17 protein-coding genes and 1 pseudogene are annotated in these 18,230 nt (G+C 67.9%); 4 read left to right on the plus strand and 14 right to left on the minus strand.

Annotation, left to right across the window (positions count from 1 at the left end):
• On the minus strand, positions 1 to 2,039 hold a 2,039-nt coding region (locus ABZ909_RS05035; RefSeq protein ID WP_356996332.1), incomplete at its 3' end, for a DNA-directed RNA polymerase subunit beta.
• Between the two features lie 384 nt (positions 2,040 to 2,423).
• Here ABZ909_RS05035 and ABZ909_RS05040 point away from each other — a divergent pair.
• On the plus strand, positions 2,424 to 2,750 hold the full coding sequence (locus tag ABZ909_RS05040) for a hypothetical protein (RefSeq protein ID WP_356996333.1): 327 nt from the start codon (positions 2,424 to 2,426) through the stop codon (positions 2,748 to 2,750).
• A 1-nt stretch (position 2,751) separates the two neighbouring features.
• Here the strand turns inward: ABZ909_RS05040 and ABZ909_RS05045 are convergent, their stop codons facing one another.
• Both ABZ909_RS05045 and ABZ909_RS05050 read right to left on the minus strand, forming a co-directional pair.
• Positions 2,752 to 3,633, minus strand: a complete 882-nt coding sequence (locus ABZ909_RS05045) for a sigma-70 family RNA polymerase sigma factor (RefSeq protein ID WP_356996334.1) — start codon at positions 3,631 to 3,633, stop codon at positions 2,752 to 2,754.
• 2 nt (positions 3,634 to 3,635) lie between these two features.
• Positions 3,636 to 4,031, minus strand: coding sequence for a VOC family protein (locus ABZ909_RS05050; RefSeq protein WP_356996335.1), 396 nt, complete (start codon positions 4,029 to 4,031; stop codon positions 3,636 to 3,638).
• Positions 4,032 to 4,273: 242 nt separating this feature from the next.
• Here ABZ909_RS05050 and ABZ909_RS05055 point away from each other — a divergent pair, with 242 nt between their 5' ends.
• From ABZ909_RS05055 to infA, 3 genes are all read left to right on the plus strand, one after another.
• Positions 4,274 to 4,498: a hypothetical protein gene (locus tag ABZ909_RS05055; RefSeq protein WP_356996336.1), complete on the plus strand. Its 225-nt coding sequence runs from the start codon at positions 4,274 to 4,276 to the stop codon at positions 4,496 to 4,498.
• Positions 4,499 to 4,723: 225 nt separating this feature from the next.
• Positions 4,724 to 5,518, plus strand: a complete 795-nt coding sequence (locus ABZ909_RS05060; RefSeq protein WP_356996337.1) for a GNAT family N-acetyltransferase — start codon at positions 4,724 to 4,726, stop codon at positions 5,516 to 5,518.
• Entirely contained in the window at positions 5,515 to 5,739 is a 225-nt protein-coding gene (gene infA, locus ABZ909_RS05065; RefSeq protein ID WP_356996338.1) for a translation initiation factor IF-1, read from the plus strand. Before ABZ909_RS05060 ends, infA begins: the two co-directional genes overlap by 4 nt.
• Before the next feature lie 138 nt (positions 5,740 to 5,877).
• Here infA and ABZ909_RS05070 read toward each other — a convergent pair.
• From ABZ909_RS05070 to ABZ909_RS05120, 11 genes and pseudogenes are all read right to left on the minus strand, one after another.
• Positions 5,878 to 6,021 (minus strand): annotated as a pseudogene (locus tag ABZ909_RS05070) (dihydrofolate reductase family protein); the annotation flags it as partial.
• A gap of 127 nt (positions 6,022 to 6,148) precedes the next feature.
• Complete coding sequence (locus ABZ909_RS05075) at positions 6,149 to 7,009, minus strand: amidohydrolase family protein (RefSeq protein WP_356996339.1); 861 nt, start codon at positions 7,007 to 7,009, stop codon at positions 6,149 to 6,151.
• Between the two features lie 11 nt (positions 7,010 to 7,020).
• Entirely contained in the window at positions 7,021 to 7,761 is a 741-nt protein-coding gene (locus tag ABZ909_RS05080) for an SDR family NAD(P)-dependent oxidoreductase (RefSeq protein ID WP_356996340.1), read from the minus strand.
• 54 nt (positions 7,762 to 7,815) lie between these two features.
• On the minus strand, positions 7,816 to 8,967 hold the full coding sequence (locus tag ABZ909_RS05085; protein ID WP_356996341.1) for a glycosyltransferase: 1,152 nt from the start codon (positions 8,965 to 8,967) through the stop codon (positions 7,816 to 7,818).
• A 49-nt stretch (positions 8,968 to 9,016) separates the two neighbouring features.
• Positions 9,017 to 10,336, minus strand: a complete 1,320-nt coding sequence (locus ABZ909_RS05090) for a glutamate-1-semialdehyde 2,1-aminomutase (protein WP_356996342.1) — start codon at positions 10,334 to 10,336, stop codon at positions 9,017 to 9,019.
• The gene (locus tag ABZ909_RS05095; RefSeq protein WP_356996343.1) at positions 10,329 to 11,627 is read right to left on the minus strand and encodes a GNAT family protein; all 1,299 of its coding nucleotides are present in this window, start codon (positions 11,625 to 11,627) and stop codon (positions 10,329 to 10,331) included. The genes ABZ909_RS05090 and ABZ909_RS05095 overlap by 8 nt, the downstream gene beginning before the upstream one ends.
• On the minus strand, positions 11,624 to 13,009 hold the full coding sequence (locus ABZ909_RS05100) for a glycosyl hydrolase family 28-related protein (RefSeq protein WP_356996846.1): 1,386 nt from the start codon (positions 13,007 to 13,009) through the stop codon (positions 11,624 to 11,626). Before ABZ909_RS05100 ends, ABZ909_RS05095 begins: the two co-directional genes overlap by 4 nt.
• Positions 13,009 to 14,310 carry a Wzz/FepE/Etk N-terminal domain-containing protein gene (locus ABZ909_RS05105; protein WP_356996344.1) on the minus strand — a complete coding sequence of 434 codons (1,302 nt, stop codon included), beginning with the start codon at positions 14,308 to 14,310 and terminating at the stop codon, positions 13,009 to 13,011. The genes ABZ909_RS05100 and ABZ909_RS05105 overlap by 1 nt, the downstream gene beginning before the upstream one ends.
• Positions 14,301 to 15,677 carry a hypothetical protein gene (locus tag ABZ909_RS05110; RefSeq protein ID WP_356996345.1) on the minus strand — a complete coding sequence of 459 codons (1,377 nt, stop codon included), beginning with the start codon at positions 15,675 to 15,677 and terminating at the stop codon, positions 14,301 to 14,303. The genes ABZ909_RS05105 and ABZ909_RS05110 overlap by 10 nt, the downstream gene beginning before the upstream one ends.
• Positions 15,678 to 15,836: 159 nt before the next feature.
• Positions 15,837 to 16,841, minus strand: coding sequence for a glycosyltransferase (locus tag ABZ909_RS05115; RefSeq protein ID WP_356996346.1), 1,005 nt, complete (start codon positions 16,839 to 16,841; stop codon positions 15,837 to 15,839).
• Entirely contained in the window at positions 16,838 to 18,121 is a 1,284-nt protein-coding gene (locus ABZ909_RS05120; RefSeq protein WP_356996847.1) for an oligosaccharide flippase family protein, read from the minus strand. Before ABZ909_RS05120 ends, ABZ909_RS05115 begins: the two co-directional genes overlap by 4 nt.
• Positions 18,122 to 18,230 lie beyond the last annotated feature (109 nt).

Below are 18,230 nucleotides of genomic sequence, written 5' to 3' on the forward strand. Positions count from 1 at the left end.
TCGGCGAGCACATGCCCGGCCTCCACCCGCATCCCCTCGTCCACGATCGGACGCTGGTTGGCGCAGGTGCCCTGGTTCGAACGCTCGAACTTACGCAGGCGGTACGAACGGCGGGTGCCATCGTCGTGCATGACGGTGATGAAGTCGGCCGAAACCTCCTCCACCACACCGGGTTTCTCGTTCAGCACGACATCGCCGGAATCGATCGCCACCCGCATTTCCATGCCTGTGCCCACCAGTGGCGCCTCCGAGCGGATCAGCGGCACCGACTGCTTCTGCATGTTCGCGCCCATGAGCGCCCGGTTGGCGTCGTCGTGCTCGAGGAACGGGATCATGGCGGTGGCCACCGACACCATCTGGCGCGGCGACACGTCCATGTAGTCGACGGCGGCGGCATGAACCAGTTCTACTTCGGAGTTCTTGCGCCGCACCGCGATTCGATCGGACACGAAGCGCCCCGCCGCATCCAGCGGTTCGTTGGCCTGCGCCACCACGTGCAGGTCCTCTTCGTCGGCGGACAGATAGTCGATCTCGTCGGTCACCCGGCCGTCGGTCACCCGCCGGTACGGAGTCTCGATGAACCCGAACGGATTGACCCGCGCGTACACCGCCAGATACCCCATCAGGCCGATATTCGGCCCCTCCGGCGTCTCGATCGGGCACATCCGGCCGTAGTGGCTGTAGTGCACATCGCGGACCTCGAGGCTGGCCCGTTCCCGATTGAGCCCGCCGGGTCCGAGCGCCGAGAGCCGCCGCTTGTGGGTGAGGCTCGCCAGCGGATTGCGGTGATCCATGAACTGCGAGAACTGGGAGGTGCCGAAGAACTCCCGCAGCGCCGCCACGACCGGCCGGATGTTCAGCAGCGACTGCGGGGTCACGGCCTCGATGTCCTGGGTCGTCATGCGTTCGCGCACCACGCGTTCCATGCGTGACAGGCCCAGCCGCAGCTGGTTCTGGATGAGTTCGCCGACGGTGCGGACCCGGCGATTGCCGAAGTGGTCGATATCGTCGACCTCGACCGGGACCTCGATGCCACCGGGCGCGGTCATCACCTTCTCGCCCGCGTGCAGGCGCAGCAGGTAGTCGATGATCGTGACGAGGTCCTCCTCGGTGAGTACCGGGGAGCCGACCGCCTCGGTCGTGTGGATGCCGAGTTTCTTGTTCACCTTGTAGCGGCCGACGCGGGCCAGGTCGTAGCGCTTCTCCTTGAAGAACAGATTCTCCAGCAGCAGCTGCGCGGACTCCTTGGTCGGCGGCTCGCCGGGGCGCAGCTTGCGGTGGATGTCCAGCAACGCCTCGTCGGTGCCGGGCGTGTTGTCCTTCTCCAGCGAGGTCAGCATGATGCCGGAGTGTCCGAAGCGCTCGGCGATCTGCTCGCTGGTCCAGCCGAGCGCCTTGAGCAGGACCGTCACCGGCTGCCGGCGCTTGCGATCGATCCGGACGCCGACGGTGTCGCGCTTGTCCACGTCGAACTCCAACCACGCGCCACGGGAGGGGATGACGCGCGCGGAATACAGTGTCTTCTCGGTGGATTTGTCGATGCTCTCGTCGAAATAGACGCCGGGAGAGCGGATCAGCTGCGAGATGACCACACGTTCGGTGCCATTGATGACGAAGGTGCCAGTGCCGGTCATCATCGGGAAATCGCCCAGGAATACCGTCTGGGATTTGATCTCTCCGGTGTTGTGGTTGATGAACTCCGCCGTCACGAAAAGTGGTGCCGCATAGGTCAGATCCCGGTCCTTGCACTCCTCGATCGAGGTCTTGACGTCCTCGAAGCGGGGTTCGGACAGGGTCAGCGACATGGTTCCCGCGAAGTCCTCGATGGGGCTGATCTCGTCGAGAACCTCCTCCAGCCCGCTGGCACGCGCGCTGCCGTGCGCGGCCACCCGTGCGCGCCAATCGGCCGCGCCGGTCAGCCAGCCGAACGAATCGGTCTGCACCCGCAGGAGATCCGGAACTGCCAGCGGTTCGGTCACCGTGGCGAACGAAACCCGCTCGGTCTGATTCGAGACTGTCAAAATGCGTCCTTCCAGCACCTCGCGCCGCCCGCGCAGGCGGTCGGTCGCGGTATCTGCTTGTCCTGTGGCCGTAATTCACGCGCACCGGCGCCGGCCGCCCGAACATGGCTCGACAACAACGGGTGGATGAAGCCGCACGCAGACAGCACGACCTTCCACGGTCATTTCACATTTCGAGAGTCGGACAGCACCCGCCCAGGCGCGAAATCTCAAATTACACCTGCGGTCAACAGATGTCGAGAGGCGCAAAGAAATCGACACCGAAATTCCGGTGTCTTCCCATTTCAATAATGACACCGCGGAACACAATTCGTCAAGTCGATTGTCGCCTCCCGTTCTAGGTCCGCTGACCAGCGCGAAAGTGACTGGGCGGCAGCGTGTTCGGCGCTCCAGCGTGTGGCCGTGCAGGAATTCGTATCTCGCGAGGACCATGACCGGACGCGGGGTGGACTGTTCCTGGTCGAACTGTGGATCATTATCCGCGGCTATGTCGATCCCGGTGACGTGCGAGCCTTCGCGGAAGCGATTGTGGCCGAGGCAGATTCGGGCCGGGACTTCGAGACCTCTTTCCGCATGATCCCGTATCGCGGCGATGCGGTGTGGGGCCACCCCACCGCCTACCGGGAAGCCGGTGGTCACCCGTGCCTCCCGTGCCTCCCGTGCCTCTTCGCCCAGATCCTCGATGACAGCTGCGGCAGCGTCGAATTGGCCGACGTGGCCGGTCGGTGATTCAGTCCGAACCGGGTAGGTGCACAGCGGCGAGACGGCGGGGGTCGGCGAGCAGGGTGATGGCGGTGATGCGGTGGCCGGCGACGGCGAGGGACATGACGGATAGCGGGGTGCCGTCCTCGCGCCAGGATATGTAGCCCGGCAGATTGTCGACGAGGACCGGCTGGTGGCGGGTGACCGCGCCGGAGAAACTGCGTGCGCGCGTGGCTACCTCGGTGGCGCCGAGGGTGACGAACACACCGCCGGGGGTGTGGACGGTGAGCCGCACCTCGGGGTCGAGGACGCGGAGGAGCGCCTCGAAGTCGCCGCCCACCGCGGCCCGGCGAAACGCTTCGGCCACGGCCCGCTGTTCGCGCCCGGGGGCGGCGGGGTGCTCCCCGGCGCCCTGCACCTTCCGGCGGGCGCGGCTGGCGATCATCTTGGTGGCGTCGGCGGATTTGCCGAGGATCCGGCCGATATCGGCGAACGGCACCGCGAACATGTCGTGGAGCACGAAGGCCAGGCGCTCACTGGGGCCGAGCGAGTCCAGGACGACCAGCAGCGCCAGGCCCACCGAATCGGCCAGGGCGACATACTCTTCCGGTTCGGTGGCGCCGTGGTCGGCGGTGACGACGAACTCGGGCAGGCCGTCGTAGGACGACTCCTGCCGGGCCTGGCGCGACCGCAGCAGGTCCAGGCTGATCCGGCCGACGACCGTGGTGAGCCAGCCCGCGAGGTTGTCGATGGCGGCGGCGTCCTGGCGGGCCAGCCGCATCCAGGCCTCCTGGACCACGTCCTCGGCATCGGCATGCGAGCCCAGGACGCGGTACGCGACCGCCCGCAGCCGATCGCGCTGTGCCTCGAAGGTCGCGGTCACCGGGTCCGTCGAGCCGGATTCGGCCATGGCTACCGTCCCCGCCGCTGCTGTCGAAGCGAGATCCGGTTCCCGTCCGGGTCCACCGCCTCGATCCGCACGCCGAACGGATAGTCCACCGGTTCCGGATCGATGAACGTCACGCCCCTGTCCTGCAACACCTCGAAGTCCTTCCACAAGTTGTCCGATTCGAGAATGAGCGGCCCGGGTGCGACCACCTCCAGGCCTCCGGCCGGCTGTCCGGCCGCCTCCGGAAGCTGCCACAGGATGATCTCCACGGGACTCCCGGACGCCTTGACGGTCAGGAACCGCCCGTCGGGCCCGGCATGGTCCACCTGCTTCTCCAGCCCGAGCCCTTCGGTATAGAACCGCAGCGCCCGGTCCTGATCGGTCACATAGACGGTGACGTACAAGATGTTCGACAGCACCCTGTCCTCCATTCCTCGGTCCGGCGACCCCGGTCGATGTCGGTCGCCACCCTGTATGACGCGGGCCGCGGCGAGAAGGTAACCGGCCCCGTCGCGCGGCCTCCGTTGCGCCGATGCCCGGCGGATAACGAATCGGACGAATCGCGGCACGGTTGAGGCAGGCGGCCGATCAGGGCGGTTAGCGTCTGACGACGCGGTCCGACAGGACTCCGATCTGCCCTCAGCCTCGACAGGAGGATCCGGTGACCGAGACATCCAAACCCTCACCGCTGTCGAAGATCTCGATGAAGCAGTGGATCGCGATCATCCTCACCGTGCTGGCCGTGATCTTCATCGCCGAGAACCGGCACCGGGTGGACATCGAATTCCTGCTGATGACCATCCGTTCGCCGATGTGGCTGGTGCTACTGGTCACCTTCGCCATCGGCTGGGTCGTGGGCGTCCTGACCATGCGGTCCCGTCGCTGAGACGGCCATTTTTTCTGCTTCTTCATCGGGAGGTGGCGGAAAATACGTTGCGTGGACCGCGGTTCGGTCTGCTAGCCTGCTGCCTACCGTGACATCACGCGAGGAGGTGAGACCCATGAACACAGTACCGATGTGGGGGCTCCCTCTCGTCGTCACGGATTGGCGAACGCTGTAGTTGTCGCCGGGAGCGCCTGCCTGACAAGGCAATCCCGAAAGGTGACGACGATGAATACTTCGGATATCTCTTCGCGTGCGGGCGATTCCGCCGTGATCAACCGGGTCGCGCTGACCCGATGGCAAGCCATGGAGAACGACCTGGTGGTCGGGTGCGGCGATATTTCGACACGACCCGATGGACGGCTGTTCGTCAGCATCGACGCCTGGCACGACACGGTGTTCGATCAACTCGCTGCCGCGATGCTCCCCACCCTGCGCAGACCACTGCACACCGTGGTCGACGAGAACGACGCCGACCTGCTGTCCCGGTGGGCGCGAGCCGGTTTCACGACCCGGCGCCGGGAATGGGAGTGCCTGATCCCCACCGATCCCGCCGACACCGGGCTGCATGCCGTCCTCCCACCACCGGACATCACGATCGTGCCGGCCGGGCGCGCGGCGGAGGAACCGTTGCGCGCCGTGGACCGGGTGATCCGCGACGAGGTGCAGGCGGCGGTCGGCTGGCAGGAGATGCCGGCCGAGATCCTGGGCGGGTACGACGGTGACACCATCGTGGACCGGTCGAAATACGTGGCGGCGGCCCAGGCCGACCGCTACGTGGGCCTGGTCCGCGTGGTGCAGGTGACCCGGCTACCGCGGATCGGACTGATCGCGGTCCGGGCCGACCAACAGCGCCGCGGCATCGCCCGGGCCATGCTGGCCCACGCCCTGTCCGCGCTGCACCACCGCGGCATCGCCACCGCCTCGGCCGAGGTGAACGAATCCAACACGGCGGCCACGGCACTGTTCGACGGCATCGGCGCCCGACGCGTGAACAGCAACCTGGAACTGGTGCTGCGATGACCAAGACCGGCAAAGGAATCGAAATCGAGGGCACCGTCGTCGAGTGCCTGCGCAATGCCACCTTCACGGTGGAACTGCCCAACGGACATCAGGTCCTCGCGCACATCAGCGGGAAGATCCGGAAGAACTACATCAAGATCCTCCCGGCCGACCGCGTCCTCGTGGAACTGAGCCCCTACGACCTCACTCGTGGGCGAATTCTGTTCCGGTACAGGACGTAACGGGCACGGGCGGCGGCTCCCGGTCGTCGCCCGTGGCACCCACTCGGATGGCCGAGCCGCCGGGCGCGCGGCTGGGCCATCCGGCCGTGGGCTCAGGCGGCACGGAAGAATTTCGTAGGCGTAGTACACCAGGCCGTCGCCGATCTGCCGAGTCTCGGTGAAACGCAACGGTTTTGCAGCGGTGGTCCGATCGAAGAGGCGTTTGCCGTCGCCGAGGACGACGGGGAAGACGGCGAGGCGGAGTTCGTCGGCCAGGTCGTGTTCGACCGGTGTGCGGACCAATTCATAGCCGGCGTAGAGATCTGGACGTGCTGGTGGCCCTGCTGACCGACGACGTATTCATGTCGATGCCGCCGTGCTCCCACGCTTCGGGCTGCCCCGATCGCTGCCGAACCGCCAGCCGGGCCGCCTATTTCAGGCGATAGGTGTCGAGCGCGTTGGCCCGGTAGAAGAACTCCGCTTCCTGATCGGTGGCGTCGGCGGTGACGATGTGGTCGATCGCCGAGACCAGCTCGCTGTAGGTCCCGGCCAGCGAATCCACCGGCATGTTCGAGGCGAACATCAGCCGCCGCCACCCCCACAGCGCCACACTCGATTCCAGCCAGTACTCGAGCGAGGGCCACGCCAGATCCCGGCAGATGAGCCCGAATCCCGACAGCTTGCACAGCCACTGAGTCTCCTTGGCCGCCAAGGAGATCGCATTGTGCCAGGCGGAGCGAGCCTCGGAGGAATTCCCCTGCGGGAACCCCAGATGTTCGAGCACCACCCGCAGCTCCGGGTACCCGGCCAGGAAGTCGATCCAGTCGAGAATCTCGCCGGGCTCGGTCACCAGATCGAAGACCGCGTCGTGCTCCTGCAGCCAGCTCGCGAGGGCATCCGCCGCAGGCGTATTCGGCGACAGTCCTTCGAAAACCCGTACCCCACGGAATCGTTCGGTCCGGGCCTGCTGGTCGAGATGCGCGATCAGCTCGGTCGGCGGCAGTGCTGGATCGACCGCCCCGACGATCGCGAACGGCCGCGAACCCGCCGCGGCAATGCCATCCACCCACCGGGTTTCGTCCAGATAGGCATGCGGCGCGGTGGTGGCCGACACGTGCACCAGCCCGGCCACCTCGATCCCTCCCAGCCCCCGATCGAAATCGGCCGGTAGAAAGTTCTGCGCGATGTCGGGTCGTCCGGCGTCGGCGAATCTCGCGAGGCCCGGATACCAGGCATGCGCACCGGTGTCCCACAGGTGCATGTGGGCGTCGACGAGGGGGAGAGAGGGCATGTGGGCAACTCCTACTGCATGGTGATGCCGCCGCTGACGCTGATCAGCTGGCCGGTGACGTAGCTGGCTTCCGGGCTCGCCAGCCATGCGATGAGGGAGGCTACTTCGTCCGGTCGGCCCAGGCGTTTGAGGGGGATGGATTTTTCGAGGGCGGTGAGGGTTTCGGGGTGATCGGCCATGGTGTGGGCGACCATGCGGCCCTCCAGCGGTCCGGGGCAGACCACGTTGACGGTGACGCCGTCGCGGGCGACCTCCCGGGCGAGGGACTTGGCGAAACCGAACAGGCCGGATTTGGATGCGGCGTAGACGGTTTCACCGGAGGCGCCGGCACGCGCGCCGTCGGAGGAGACGAACACGATCCGGGCGGCCTCGGTGTCGAGCATGCCGGGCAGCAGCAGCTGGGTCAGGCGCATGGGCCCGCGTAGATTCACCTGGAACATGAGGTCCCAGGCGAGGGTCCCGCTGTCCAGGAACGGTCCCACGACGGCGACCCCGGCACAGTGCACGACCGCCGAGACCCGCCCGCCGACCGTCAGGACGGCCGCTTCGATGCTCTCCGCGCTCGTCAGATCCAGTTCCAGCGCAGTGGCTTTCGCCCCCAGCTCCGCCGCACACGCATGCGCACCCTCGGCGTCGACATCCGCGACCCATACGGGCCGCCCGGCGTCCACCAGTCGCCGCGCCACCGCGCGCCCGACATCCCCTGCCCCACCGGTCACCAGCGCGCCGGATACCGCTCCGACACCACCCACTGCCTCACCCTGTTCCGCTGTCCTCGAATCCGTTCGGATTCAATGAATAGTCGGTCAGCGGGAATTGCGCGACACAATGTCCGCGATTCGGCTGCGGAATGCCTCGGGGGAGAAGGTGATGGCATGCTTGCGGACGGTTTCGGGGTGATAGGCGGTCGGGTCGAAATCGCGCATCACCCGCGCGAATCCGGCCACCACCGAATCATCGGAACCGGTCGGAATGTGTTCGCCGGAGATGCCGGGCACGACGGTGTCGAGGGCCCCGCCCTCACCGACCGCGAGCACCGGCGCGCCACAGGCCATGGCTTCCACCGGGACGATGCCGAAGTCCTCCACGCCGGGCATGAGCAGGGCCCGGCAGCGGCGGTACATGTCCTGCAGCACGTCGTCGGAGGCCGCGCCCAGGAAGGTGGTCTCCGGGCCCGCCAGCGCCTCCAGCTGACGGCGATAGCGGCCGTCGCCGAGGATCACCAGGCGCACCCCGGCCTCGCGGGCGGCGCGAATGGCGAGATCGGGTCGCTTGTAGGGCACCAGCCGGCCCGCGAAGAGGAAGAAATCCTCCCGGCCGATGCGCGGGTCGGGGGAGAAACGGTCCACGCGCACAGGCGGATTCACCACCGACGCGGGCAATCCCCACCAGTCCCGCACCCGATCGGCCACCGCCTGCGAGTTCGCCACCACGTGGGCGAGCCGCGGTGCGGCCCGCAGTTCGTTGCGCCGTGCCAGCGCACCCAAGGCCATCAGAATGGCCTGCCCCGCCCGTCCTCCGGCCTCACGCGCCCGGAACGCGCTGTCCCAAGCCCACCGGGCCGGGCTGTGCACATAGGCGATCACCGGTGCGGTGGTGGCGAAGACCGCCTGGGTCGCGAAGGCGTGATGGCTCACCACCACCGCGTCGTACTCGCCGTCGAGCGGAAGATTGCGCAACGTCCCCGGCACGAAGGGCAGCAGCGGCGCATGCGACCGCCGCCCACTCGCCGAGTAGGCGCGCGACAGCCAGGTGTCGTACACGAGTCCGGTCGCCGCCGAGCCCGTTTGGATCGAGGGGCCTGCCGCCGTCAAGAGTGCGCGCGTGCACTCCGCGTCGGCGATGGGCGCGAAAACGGGTGCGCCGGGCCAGGTTTTCATGAACTCGGCGACCACGGCCTCGGAGCCGCCGTATTCGGTGAATCGCTCGTGGACGAGGGCGATCCGGGGTGCGGACATCACAGCTCCTGGGTTACTGCGTGAGACTGGATTACTGCGCGAGACTGGGTTACGGCGCGAGACGACGCGGTGCCGCCGTGCGCCGCAGCGCCGGAGCCACCGGCCGTCCGGTGAGCAGGCCGTCCACCGTGCCCTGTTCGAGGGCCTTGCGGTAGGTCTTGGCCGCCGACTGGCAGGCGTCGATGGTGTGGTCGATATCGGCGTCGGTGTGCGCGGCCGAGTTCACGAACGACTGCCCCAGCACGCCCCGGTCCAGCAGCTCCTGCAGGAACAGCGTCCGATACGGCTGGGAGAGAACGCCTTCCGGGTCCCGGGTGAGGAACACCAGGCACGACGGCCGGCCCGCCACCTCGAGATGATCACCGATACCGAGGTCCGCGGCGATGGCGTTGACGCCCGCGGCGAGGCGGCGGCCGGATTCCTCCATGCGCGCCACCGGATCGGTGTCCCGGTAGGTCTGCACGACGGCCCGGAAGGCGGCCAGGGACGCGGTTTCCGGCCCGTGGGTGGTCGACAGCAGGAATACCCGGTCCTCGTCGGTGCGCAGCCCGCCCAGCTCCATGTACTCGCGTTTGCCGGCCAGCGCCGAGAGCGGGAACCCGTTGGCCATGGCCTTGCCCCAGCACGACAGATCGGGCGTCACGCCGTAGATCCGCTGCGCCCCACCGGCGGACCAGCGGAACCCGGTGATGTTCTCGTCGAAGATGAGCAGCGCGCCGTACCGGTCGCACAGCGCGCGTACGCCTTCCAGGAAGCCCGGCGCGGGCTCGGCCAGGGCCGTGGCCTGTTCGAGGATCACGCACGCGATCGCGGTGCCGCGTAGGGCCTTTTCCAGCGACGCCAGGTCGTTGTACTGGAATCGCACCGTCGGAACCGCCGGTATCCCCGCGTTCATCTCGGTGGTGCCGATGAACCAGTCGTCGACCGAGAAGAACGGCTGCACGCAGATCGCTACCGCCTCCCGCCCGGTCACCGCGCGCGCCAGCCGCACCGCGGCCGTGGTGGTGTCGGAGCCGTTCTTGGCGAACTTCACCATGTCCGCGCCCGGCACCAGGCTGAGGAAGTCCTGGGCCGCCAACAGTTCCAGCTCGGTCGGCCTGGAGAAGTTGACCCCGTCGGCGATGGTGTGCGCGACCGCCTCGACCACCGGCGCGAACCCGTGGCCGAGGGTCACCGAGCGCAGCCCCATGCCGTACTCGACGTACTCGTTGCCGTCCGCGTCCCACACCCGGGCGCCCTTGCCGCGCACCAGGATCGGGGCCATGGCCTCCGGATACTGGTCCGCGCCGCGCGCGTAGGTGTGCGCCCCGCCCGGGACCAGATCGTGCAGGCGCGCCTGCAGGGCGGCACTGCGCCGGTAGTCACGCATGATCGGCACCCCCGGCTGTGATGGCCCACAGTTCGTGGTCGCCGCGGTGCCCGTCGAGTCCGGTGTAGCTGCGCATGGTTCCCTCCTTGTGCAGTCCCGCCGAGGCGGCGACCGCAACTGATGCGGTATCCCCGGCCGCGACGGCCGTGTATACGCGGAACAGTCCGAGCCGGTCGAAGGCGTGTGCCAGCAGGGCCCGGGTTGCCGCCAGGCGGACTCCGTCGTCGGCGTGGGCGGGATCGGCCCAGATGTGCATCCGGGCATTGCGATCGAACATGTCGAGGTCGAACAGCCGGGCCTCCCCGGCGTAGGCGCCCGCGGCGTCGAGGACGAGCAGCAGACCGGCGGGGGAGCGCACTCCCGCTGTGCTGCGGGCGAATTCGCGCCACCAGGACGGACCGGTGCTATCGGTTCCGTCGGTCGCCGGGGGTGCGCCGTTACGCCGGGCGATCGCGCGGGCCGGGCCGTCCGAGGGCCGCGGGCTGCGCAGCGTCACCCGGTCGTACCCGGTCAGCCGGAGCGTGACGGGCCGGGTGGGCAGTGCCTGCCGGGCGGCCCGCCACAGCTGGCCCGCGCGATAGCGGGCCAGGACCCCGAAAATGGTTGCGGTATCGGGTATTCCGTTCGCCTCGGGTGCGCCGACCGGTTCGTCCGGCGGCGCGGTCCGATGCTCGAGGGTGCGCTCGGTCCACATCTCGGTGAATCCCTTGGGCGGGATCTCGGCCCGCGTCATCGACCACAGATCGTGATCGGCCCGCGCCCCGCCCACATCGAAGTGCAGCCGCATGCGCCCCTCGCGCACGAACCCGATCTGCACCGCGCCGCTGGTGGCCGCCGCGTTCCCCGGCGAGATGGGCGCATTGATGCGCTCCAGCCCCAGCACCTCGAAGCTGAAGTCGAGGATCAATCCCGCCGCGATCCCGCCGAATCCGTGCCGCCCCGTCCGCGCGTCGATCCAGATTCCCATCTCGCCCTGCCGGGCCTGCGGATCGATATTGCCGATCTCCACCTGCCCCGCGAAGCGGCCGTCGATCTCGATGACGGTGGCGATCCGCCGCCCCGTGCGGGCATTGGTCGCCGCCTCCAGACACTCACGCACCCAGGCCTTCTCGCTGTGCCGGGTGTCCCAGTCCAACGGCGAGGTGTGCCAGAACGGTTCCAGGAAGGCGCGATCGCGCAGCCGCAGCCGTCGCCACTCCTGGTAGTCGGCGAAGCGCGGCAGCCGCAGCAGCAGGGTGCTGCCGTGCAGCCGCGCCGGGCCCAGTCGAAGTCGAGCCGGTGCGCCGCTCACGAGTGCGGTCGCTGCTTGCCCAGCGACGAGGTCTTGACCGCGCCGTCCGTGCCCACCGACAGCCGCCAGTACGTGCCCGCCGAATCCTTCAACACGATGCCGCCTTCGCTGCGATCGGAAAGATATGCCCCACTGTTCAATACGGCCGACAATACGGTCCCGTCCCGGTCCTGGACCTGGAAAATGTCGCCATCGGGCTGACTCGCCTGCGCCACCGTGGTCCCGGCGAAGCGTGCGCCGTGGATGGCTCCGCGCCCGATGACGTGCCAGCCGTCCGGGAACGATCTGGGATCCACGTCCTCGAAGGACCCGGAGATGAGGTTGACGGCCGTGCCCTCCGACACGCCCTTGGGATCCACCCGCACCTCGATGGGCGGCGCGTCCAGATCGGGGTCGAACTGCACATTGGCCAGGTACGGCTGGCGGCAGTGGATCAGGTCCAGGCACACCTTGCGCGCGGCCACCTTGCAGTTGACCAGACCGAACTGGGCGGGCCCGCCGGCCGGTCCGCCGATGGACAGCGCGGTATCGGCCCCTTCGAACCACACGTTGGTCAGCCACCAGTCGTTCGCGGGGCCGTCCACCACCAGGTGCTTGTCGGTGGTCTTGGGATCGTTGTCGGACACGAATTCCACATTGGCCAAAGCCAATCCGGCATTGTGGTCGCCGCCGGTGCCGAGCACCCCGATGTGATTGTTGGTGAGTTTCGAGGACGTCACATAGTTCTGGATGCACGAGGTGACGATCCCGTACCCGAAATTGTTGATATCGGAATTGATGACGGTCGTGCCGCCGGTGTTCTGATCCAGCACCAGCCCCCGCTGGTCCTGGAATCGTGGCGCGTTGTCGCTGAGATGGTTGCCGCGCAGCACCACCGAATCGAAGGTGCAGCGGAAGCACTCCGACAGCCGGACCGCGGTGGCCTTGGGGCCGGAGAAGTAGAAACCCAGGCGGGAGAAGCGAACCCGCTGCTTGCGCTGCAGTGCGATGAAGGTGTCATCGCCCTCGTAGTTGATGGTGGTGACATCGGCCCCGTCGCCCAGCACGGTTGCATAGTCGGCGAGCGCCGGGAACTTCCTCAGTGTGTACTGCCCGGCCGGGATGTAGAGCACCAGCGGCTTGTCGCTGACCGCGGCGGCCTTGGCGAAGGCGTCGGTGTCGTCGGCCTTCCCGTCCCCGACCGCGCCGAAGTCCTTCACATTCCGGGCCGACGGCTGATCGGTGACATGCGGCGAACGGAATTCCGTTGCGCCGGAATCGGTTTTCGCGCACGCCGCCGCGACCGGCAGGATGGCGGCCGCCCCCAGTCCGGCGGCCAGCAGCCGCCGGCGGCGCACGGCGGCCTCCGGCCGGTTGTCCGTTGTCCCCCCGTCCTCCTCGATCACCGTTTCACCAGATCGAGCGGATGCTTGACGAGCTCGCCGACGCTGCGGTGCGGCCGCGAGAAGACGACTGTGCCGATCATTCGCTTGTTGTCGTGGCCGAAGGTGGCCAGCGCCCCGCGCACCTGATTGGAGGTGGTCTGCCCGAGCTCGATGACGCCGATGGCGGCGTCGACGCGCCGCGCCAGCGCGATGGCGTCGGCCGCCGCGGTGACGGGTGCGGCCTCCACCACGATGTGGTCGAATTCGCTGCGCAGCTTGGACATGATGTCGCTGAACCGCTCGGAGTCCAGCAGGTCGGGGGTGCGGAAATCCATGCCGCCCAGCGGCAGCACGCTGATCCCCACCTCCGGCCAGGCCATCACGGTGCCCGCGGGAGTCGCGTTGTTGCGCAACAACTCCGAGAGTCCCGCAGCTCCGGCCACCGGACTGCGCCGGGACGAGCCGTGCCCGGTGGTGTCGGCGTCCACCAGTACCACCCGCGCGCCGGTATCGGCGAAGGTGCGGGCCAGCCCGATCGCCACATCCGGTTCGGAGTGCGGCGACAGCGAGGTCAGCAGCAGGCTGACCAGCTCGGGATCCTCGGTGAGCCGGGTACGCAGCCGGCGCAGCTCACCCGCCGCGCCGGGCCGCCCGTCGTCGACGATGCCCAGAATCGGCACGGGCAGAAAGGCTTCCAGCTCGGTGGAGGTGCGCACCCGCTTGTCGAGTTTGTCGCGCACGATCGCCGCGCCCAGGCCGACCATCAGTCCGGCCAGCACGCCGAGGATGTAGTAGCGCTTCTTCTGCGGTCCGCTGGGCTGGCTGGGCGTCTGGGCCTTGTCGATGACCTCCGCGCGGGCGGCGGGCGCGGCGTCGCTCTGGGTGACCTCGAGCCGGGAGACCAGCGCCCGGAACTGGGAGACCACTTCGTCGGCCAGGGTGCGTGCCCCGGCCGCGGTGGAGTCCTTCACCGTGATGATGATGATCGTGGTGGCCGGCGGCGAGACCGCGGTGATCCGGCCGCGCAGGTCGTTCACCGAACTCTTCAGGCCCAGCTGATCGTGCACGTAGGTGGCGACGGTGACGCTGGAGGCCAGATCCACGTACGAGCGCACGCGCTGCTGTGCGGCCAGTCCGCCCTGATAGGAGTCGTTGACCGACGTCCCGGTGGCCATGGACACGTACACCGAACTGGACGCCGTGTATTCGGTCGGCAGGGTGCTCGCGTATCCGTACGCCGCCCCCGTACAGATCACCACCGCGACAACGATTATCGGCCAGCGCCGCCGCAGCAGCCGCCAGTAGTCGATCAAACCCATTGCGCTGTCCTCGTTTTCCCGGATGGAATCGGTGCCCCCTGCAGCTGTTCCATCCGTCTTCGGAATTCACCAACAACCTGATACGCCAGCCATGCCAGCACCACGGCCTGCAGATATTTGCCGAGCATCTCGACGGTGCCGAGGATGCCGCGCTCGAACAGGACCGGGACCTCGATCACCGACAGGCCCAGGATCGCCATGGCCAGGTACCTGCTGTAGAGGGCGCGGATCCAGATCATCAGCAGCACGAACGTGATCGTGACCCCCACCGCGACGCCGATATAGCCGCCCAGCACATAGCCCTCGTTGATATTGCCCTCGGCGAGGGACACCTCCACGGTCGACATGTCCACCGAGCGCCCGCGCACCTGCTCGGCCCAGGCCGCGCCGGACCGGAACTTCTCCGCGCCCAGTAGCTGGGTGGGAATCAGGCTCTGCACGGTGTGCTGCGCCACCTGACTCGGCGTCAGCCAAGAACTCGGCCCGGCGAACCAGGAGTCGGTTGCCGCCTCGAGCAGGTCGAATCGGCGCAGCATGCTCAGGAACGGGTGCACCACCGTCGGATACTGTGCATCCACCTGTGCCGCCTCGGCTTTGGCGGCGGCATCGGTCTTGAGCGACTGCAGCCAGCCGAACCCGCCGATGGCGAGGCCGGTGATGCTCAGCACGCCGATCACCTTGACGCGCGTCCAGCCGGTCATGGCGAAGCGCACGGCGATGGCCAGCGCCGCGCCCATGATCGGGGTCTTGGATTGCACGGTGGCGGTCCACACCAGTTCGCCGCAGGTGAGCGCGCCGACCACCAGCGCGGTAGTGCGGCCGGACTCGTTGCGGTAGAACACGATCAGGCCGACCGCGCCGAGCGTGGCGAGAATGGTGACCAGGTTGATGAGCGGGTTCGGGCTCTCCAGTTCGCCCGCCTTGCCGGTGGTGCCCGTGGCATAGGCCGCCAGCCGGCCCAGGGTGCCGACGCCGTAGAGCAGGAACAGGGTCTGGGTGAAGATGGGCTCGCCCGCGAAAGGCGCTACGCGCGGCGTGGTGTCGCCGGGGCGCAGTCGCACCCACAGCACGTAGCCGACGATAAGCGCGGCGTAGACCCAGAGTCCGAAGATGACCGGTTGCAGCACCGCGGCGATGCCGCCGTCGTAGCCGTACTCGTAGAGCCGCGGATCGGGCACATTGTCGCCGTAACTGGGGACGGGCTGCACCCACAGCAGCACCACCGGCCGCGCAATATACGACAGCGACCAGTGCGCGGTCTGCGCGATGAGGAACACCCGGGCCACACCGGGCAGGAACATCGCGGCCACGACGATCGTCACCAGCGCGGCGGCGACGAGGAATACAGCGAATTGTGCGGAGGCCATCACTCTCCCATCACCCGTATGTTCGCGCCGCGGGCCGGGGCGTTACCCGTTTGCGTGGCCTTTCTTTTCGCCGTCGGCGTGGCGAATCCGTTGCGCCGTTTCGGGCGTGGGCAGCGTTTCGCGCGGCTAGACTGTGCGACCTGGTGCGCGCGCGGCTGCTCATGCCAGTGCGTCGATGATCTCGCGGGCGCGGTCCACATACCGATGGTCGCCGTTCAAGATGCGGCGATGACCGGCCTCGGCGACCTTGGCGACCTGATCGGGGTACTTGGTGCAGCGGCGCAGGATCTCGCGCAGCTCGGTCGGGCCGGAGAACAGGTAGCACTCGGCCTCGTCCTGGAGCAGTTCGGCGTGTTCGTCGGTGCGTTCGCCGACGAAAAGGCCACCGGCGGCCGGGACTTCGAAGGTGCGGCAGGTGTGGGTGTCGCGATTGTCCGAATTGAGCAGCACCAGGTTCGCGGTGACCGCGGCTACCGCCGTGGAGAAGTTCTCGCCGTAGACCGCGCCGCCGACATCGGCGCCGGTCTGCCACAGCGCGCGCACGCGCCGCCAGCCGGGGCCGCGTAACAACATGTCCCCGTGGTGTTCCCGGGCCAGCGAGATCAAGAGGTCTTGACGGTCGGGGCGCACCGCACCGATGAAACCGACCAGATAGTTGCGGACGGTGCGGCGGGCGGTGAGGTGGTGCAGGGCCGGATCGTACGCGCTGCGGACGAATTTCACGTGCCGGGCGCCGCGCGCCGCCAGCTCAGGAACGTTGTGCGACTTGGTGGTGACGATGAGGTCCCATTCGGCTTCGTGTGCCAAGTATTCCGGGCTGGTGTTGTACGGATTGGACACGTCATCCGGGCTGTAGTGCACATGCAGACCAGCCGGGGCGCTCAGTAGCCGCTGCTGGTCCAGGTGCACCGATTTGAAGGCGAGCAGCACGTCGGGCGCGAATTCGATAGCAGCACTATCGATCTCGCGATGCAGTGCCTCGACGTCCCAGGGCGCGCGCCGATGGGCGATCTTCGAGTACACCCACGGTGGCGACAGCCGTGCGGGCAGCGTGACCGGGGTTGTGTCGACCACCACCACCTCGTGCCCGGCCTGCTGGAATCCGTCGGCGAGTGAGCGTGCGTTACTGCCCACCCAGTCATCCCCGACGAAAAGTACTTTCACGCCAAATCCCCCTCGGTCAACAGCGCGGTGGCAGGTTCGACCGGCCCGCCGCGGCCGGCCTGTTCCCGGACCATGAGCCACCGCACTCGGATGATGTACCACAGCGCGACACTGATTTCCGCGGAAACGGTGCCGTAGACCAGGGTCCAGACCGATCCGGTCCGGGCGGCGACCGCCAGCGCCACCGCGGCGACGCAGGTGCCGATGATCGCGCCGATCAGCACGCCGATGGTGTCCTGCTTGACCGGCAGCACGGCGGTGGTCACGTACGAGGTGATGGTGGTGGCGGGCAGGATGAGAATCTCGACGCGCAGCATGGGGATCGCGCCGTCGAAATCGTGGGTATAGATGAGGTGGATGAGGATCGGGGTCATCACCCAGACACTCACCACGGCCAGGCAGGCCAGGGTCACACAGCCGATCAGCATCTGGATCTGATTGCGCCAGAACTGATCATGGGCGCTGCGGCGGGCCATGCGGGGGAGCAGGGCGAAGCCGATCGGGTCCAGGGTGGACTGGATCGCGCGGACCAGCCGGTCGCCCGCGGAATACAGGCCCAGCGAGGCCGCCTCCAGCACCGCGCCGTACACCGCCGCCGAGCCCTGGCCGTAGCCGGTGACCAGCAACCGGGAGGTGAAAATCGGCGCGGCCATGCGCAGGACGACCCGCACGCCGTAGGGCCGGGCGGGCGGGCCGAACTTGCGGAAGGAGTCCCACCAGGTCAGCGCGACCGTGGCGATGGAGGAGACCAGCAGGCACAGCACGGCCATGGAGGCGCTGGGGAATCGGGGTAGCAGTCCGACGAGCAGGCCGAGATATCCGATGCGGCCCACGCCCTGATACATGGTGGAGCTGCCGAATCTGCCCTGGCCGATGAGCAGCCAGTCCTCCGAGATCGACCAGAAGCCACCGGCGAACAGGCCCAGGAGCACCATGTGCAGTTTGGGGGACACCCCGATCGCGAGGCTGGCCAGCAGCGCTACGCCGATGAGGCACAGGGTGGTTGCGCGAATGGCGAGGTAGGTGCCGCGCAGGCGGTTCACCTCCAGGTGGCCCGGATCGTCCTCGGGCACTTTGGCGGCCAGGAACGAGGTGACGCCCAGATCCACGAGCAGCGAGCCGATGAAGTAGGACGACATGCCGATGGCCAGCAGGCCGGTGCCGTGCGGGCCCAGCATGCGGGCCAGCAGCGGGACGGTGACCAGGGTGATGACGTACTGGCCGTACTTGCCGAACGTCACCAGTCCGATATCGCGGATGATACTGCCGATACTGCCCAGGCCGGAGGACGATTCCTTGCGATGCTTACCGTTGGCCTCGGAATGATCTGTGGCGGTGTGGGATTCGCCGTCTGGAGCGGCCTGTCGGTAGGCGCCGGTGGCATCGCGC

The sequence above is a fragment of the Nocardia sp. NPDC046763 genome (genome assembly GCF_040645495.1).
In the GTDB taxonomy this organism is placed as follows: domain Bacteria; phylum Actinomycetota; class Actinomycetes; order Mycobacteriales; family Mycobacteriaceae; genus Nocardia.

Bases quoted from the DNA above. Each gene is read 5' to 3' on its own strand.
- ABZ909_RS05045 (WP_356996334.1), bottom strand. From the start codon at position 3,633: ATGGCCGAATCCGGCTCGACGGACCCGGTGACCGCGACCTTCGAGGCA.
- ABZ909_RS05060 (WP_356996337.1), top strand. From the start codon at position 4,724: ATGAATACTTCGGATATCTCTTCGCGTGCGGGCGATTCCGCCGTGATC.
- infA (WP_356996338.1), top strand. From the start codon at position 5,515: ATGACCAAGACCGGCAAAGGAATCGAAATCGAGGGCACCGTCGTCGAG.
- ABZ909_RS05075 (WP_356996339.1), bottom strand. From the start codon at position 7,009: ATGCCCTCTCTCCCCCTCGTCGACGCCCACATGCACCTGTGGGACACC.
- ABZ909_RS05085 (WP_356996341.1), bottom strand. From the start codon at position 8,967: ATGTCCGCACCCCGGATCGCCCTCGTCCACGAGCGATTCACCGAATAC.
- ABZ909_RS05090 (WP_356996342.1), bottom strand. From the start codon at position 10,336: ATGCGTGACTACCGGCGCAGTGCCGCCCTGCAGGCGCGCCTGCACGAT.
- ABZ909_RS05105 (WP_356996344.1), bottom strand. From the start codon at position 14,310: ATGGGTTTGATCGACTACTGGCGGCTGCTGCGGCGGCGCTGGCCGATA.
- ABZ909_RS05110 (WP_356996345.1), bottom strand. From the start codon at position 15,677: ATGGCCTCCGCACAATTCGCTGTATTCCTCGTCGCCGCCGCGCTGGTG.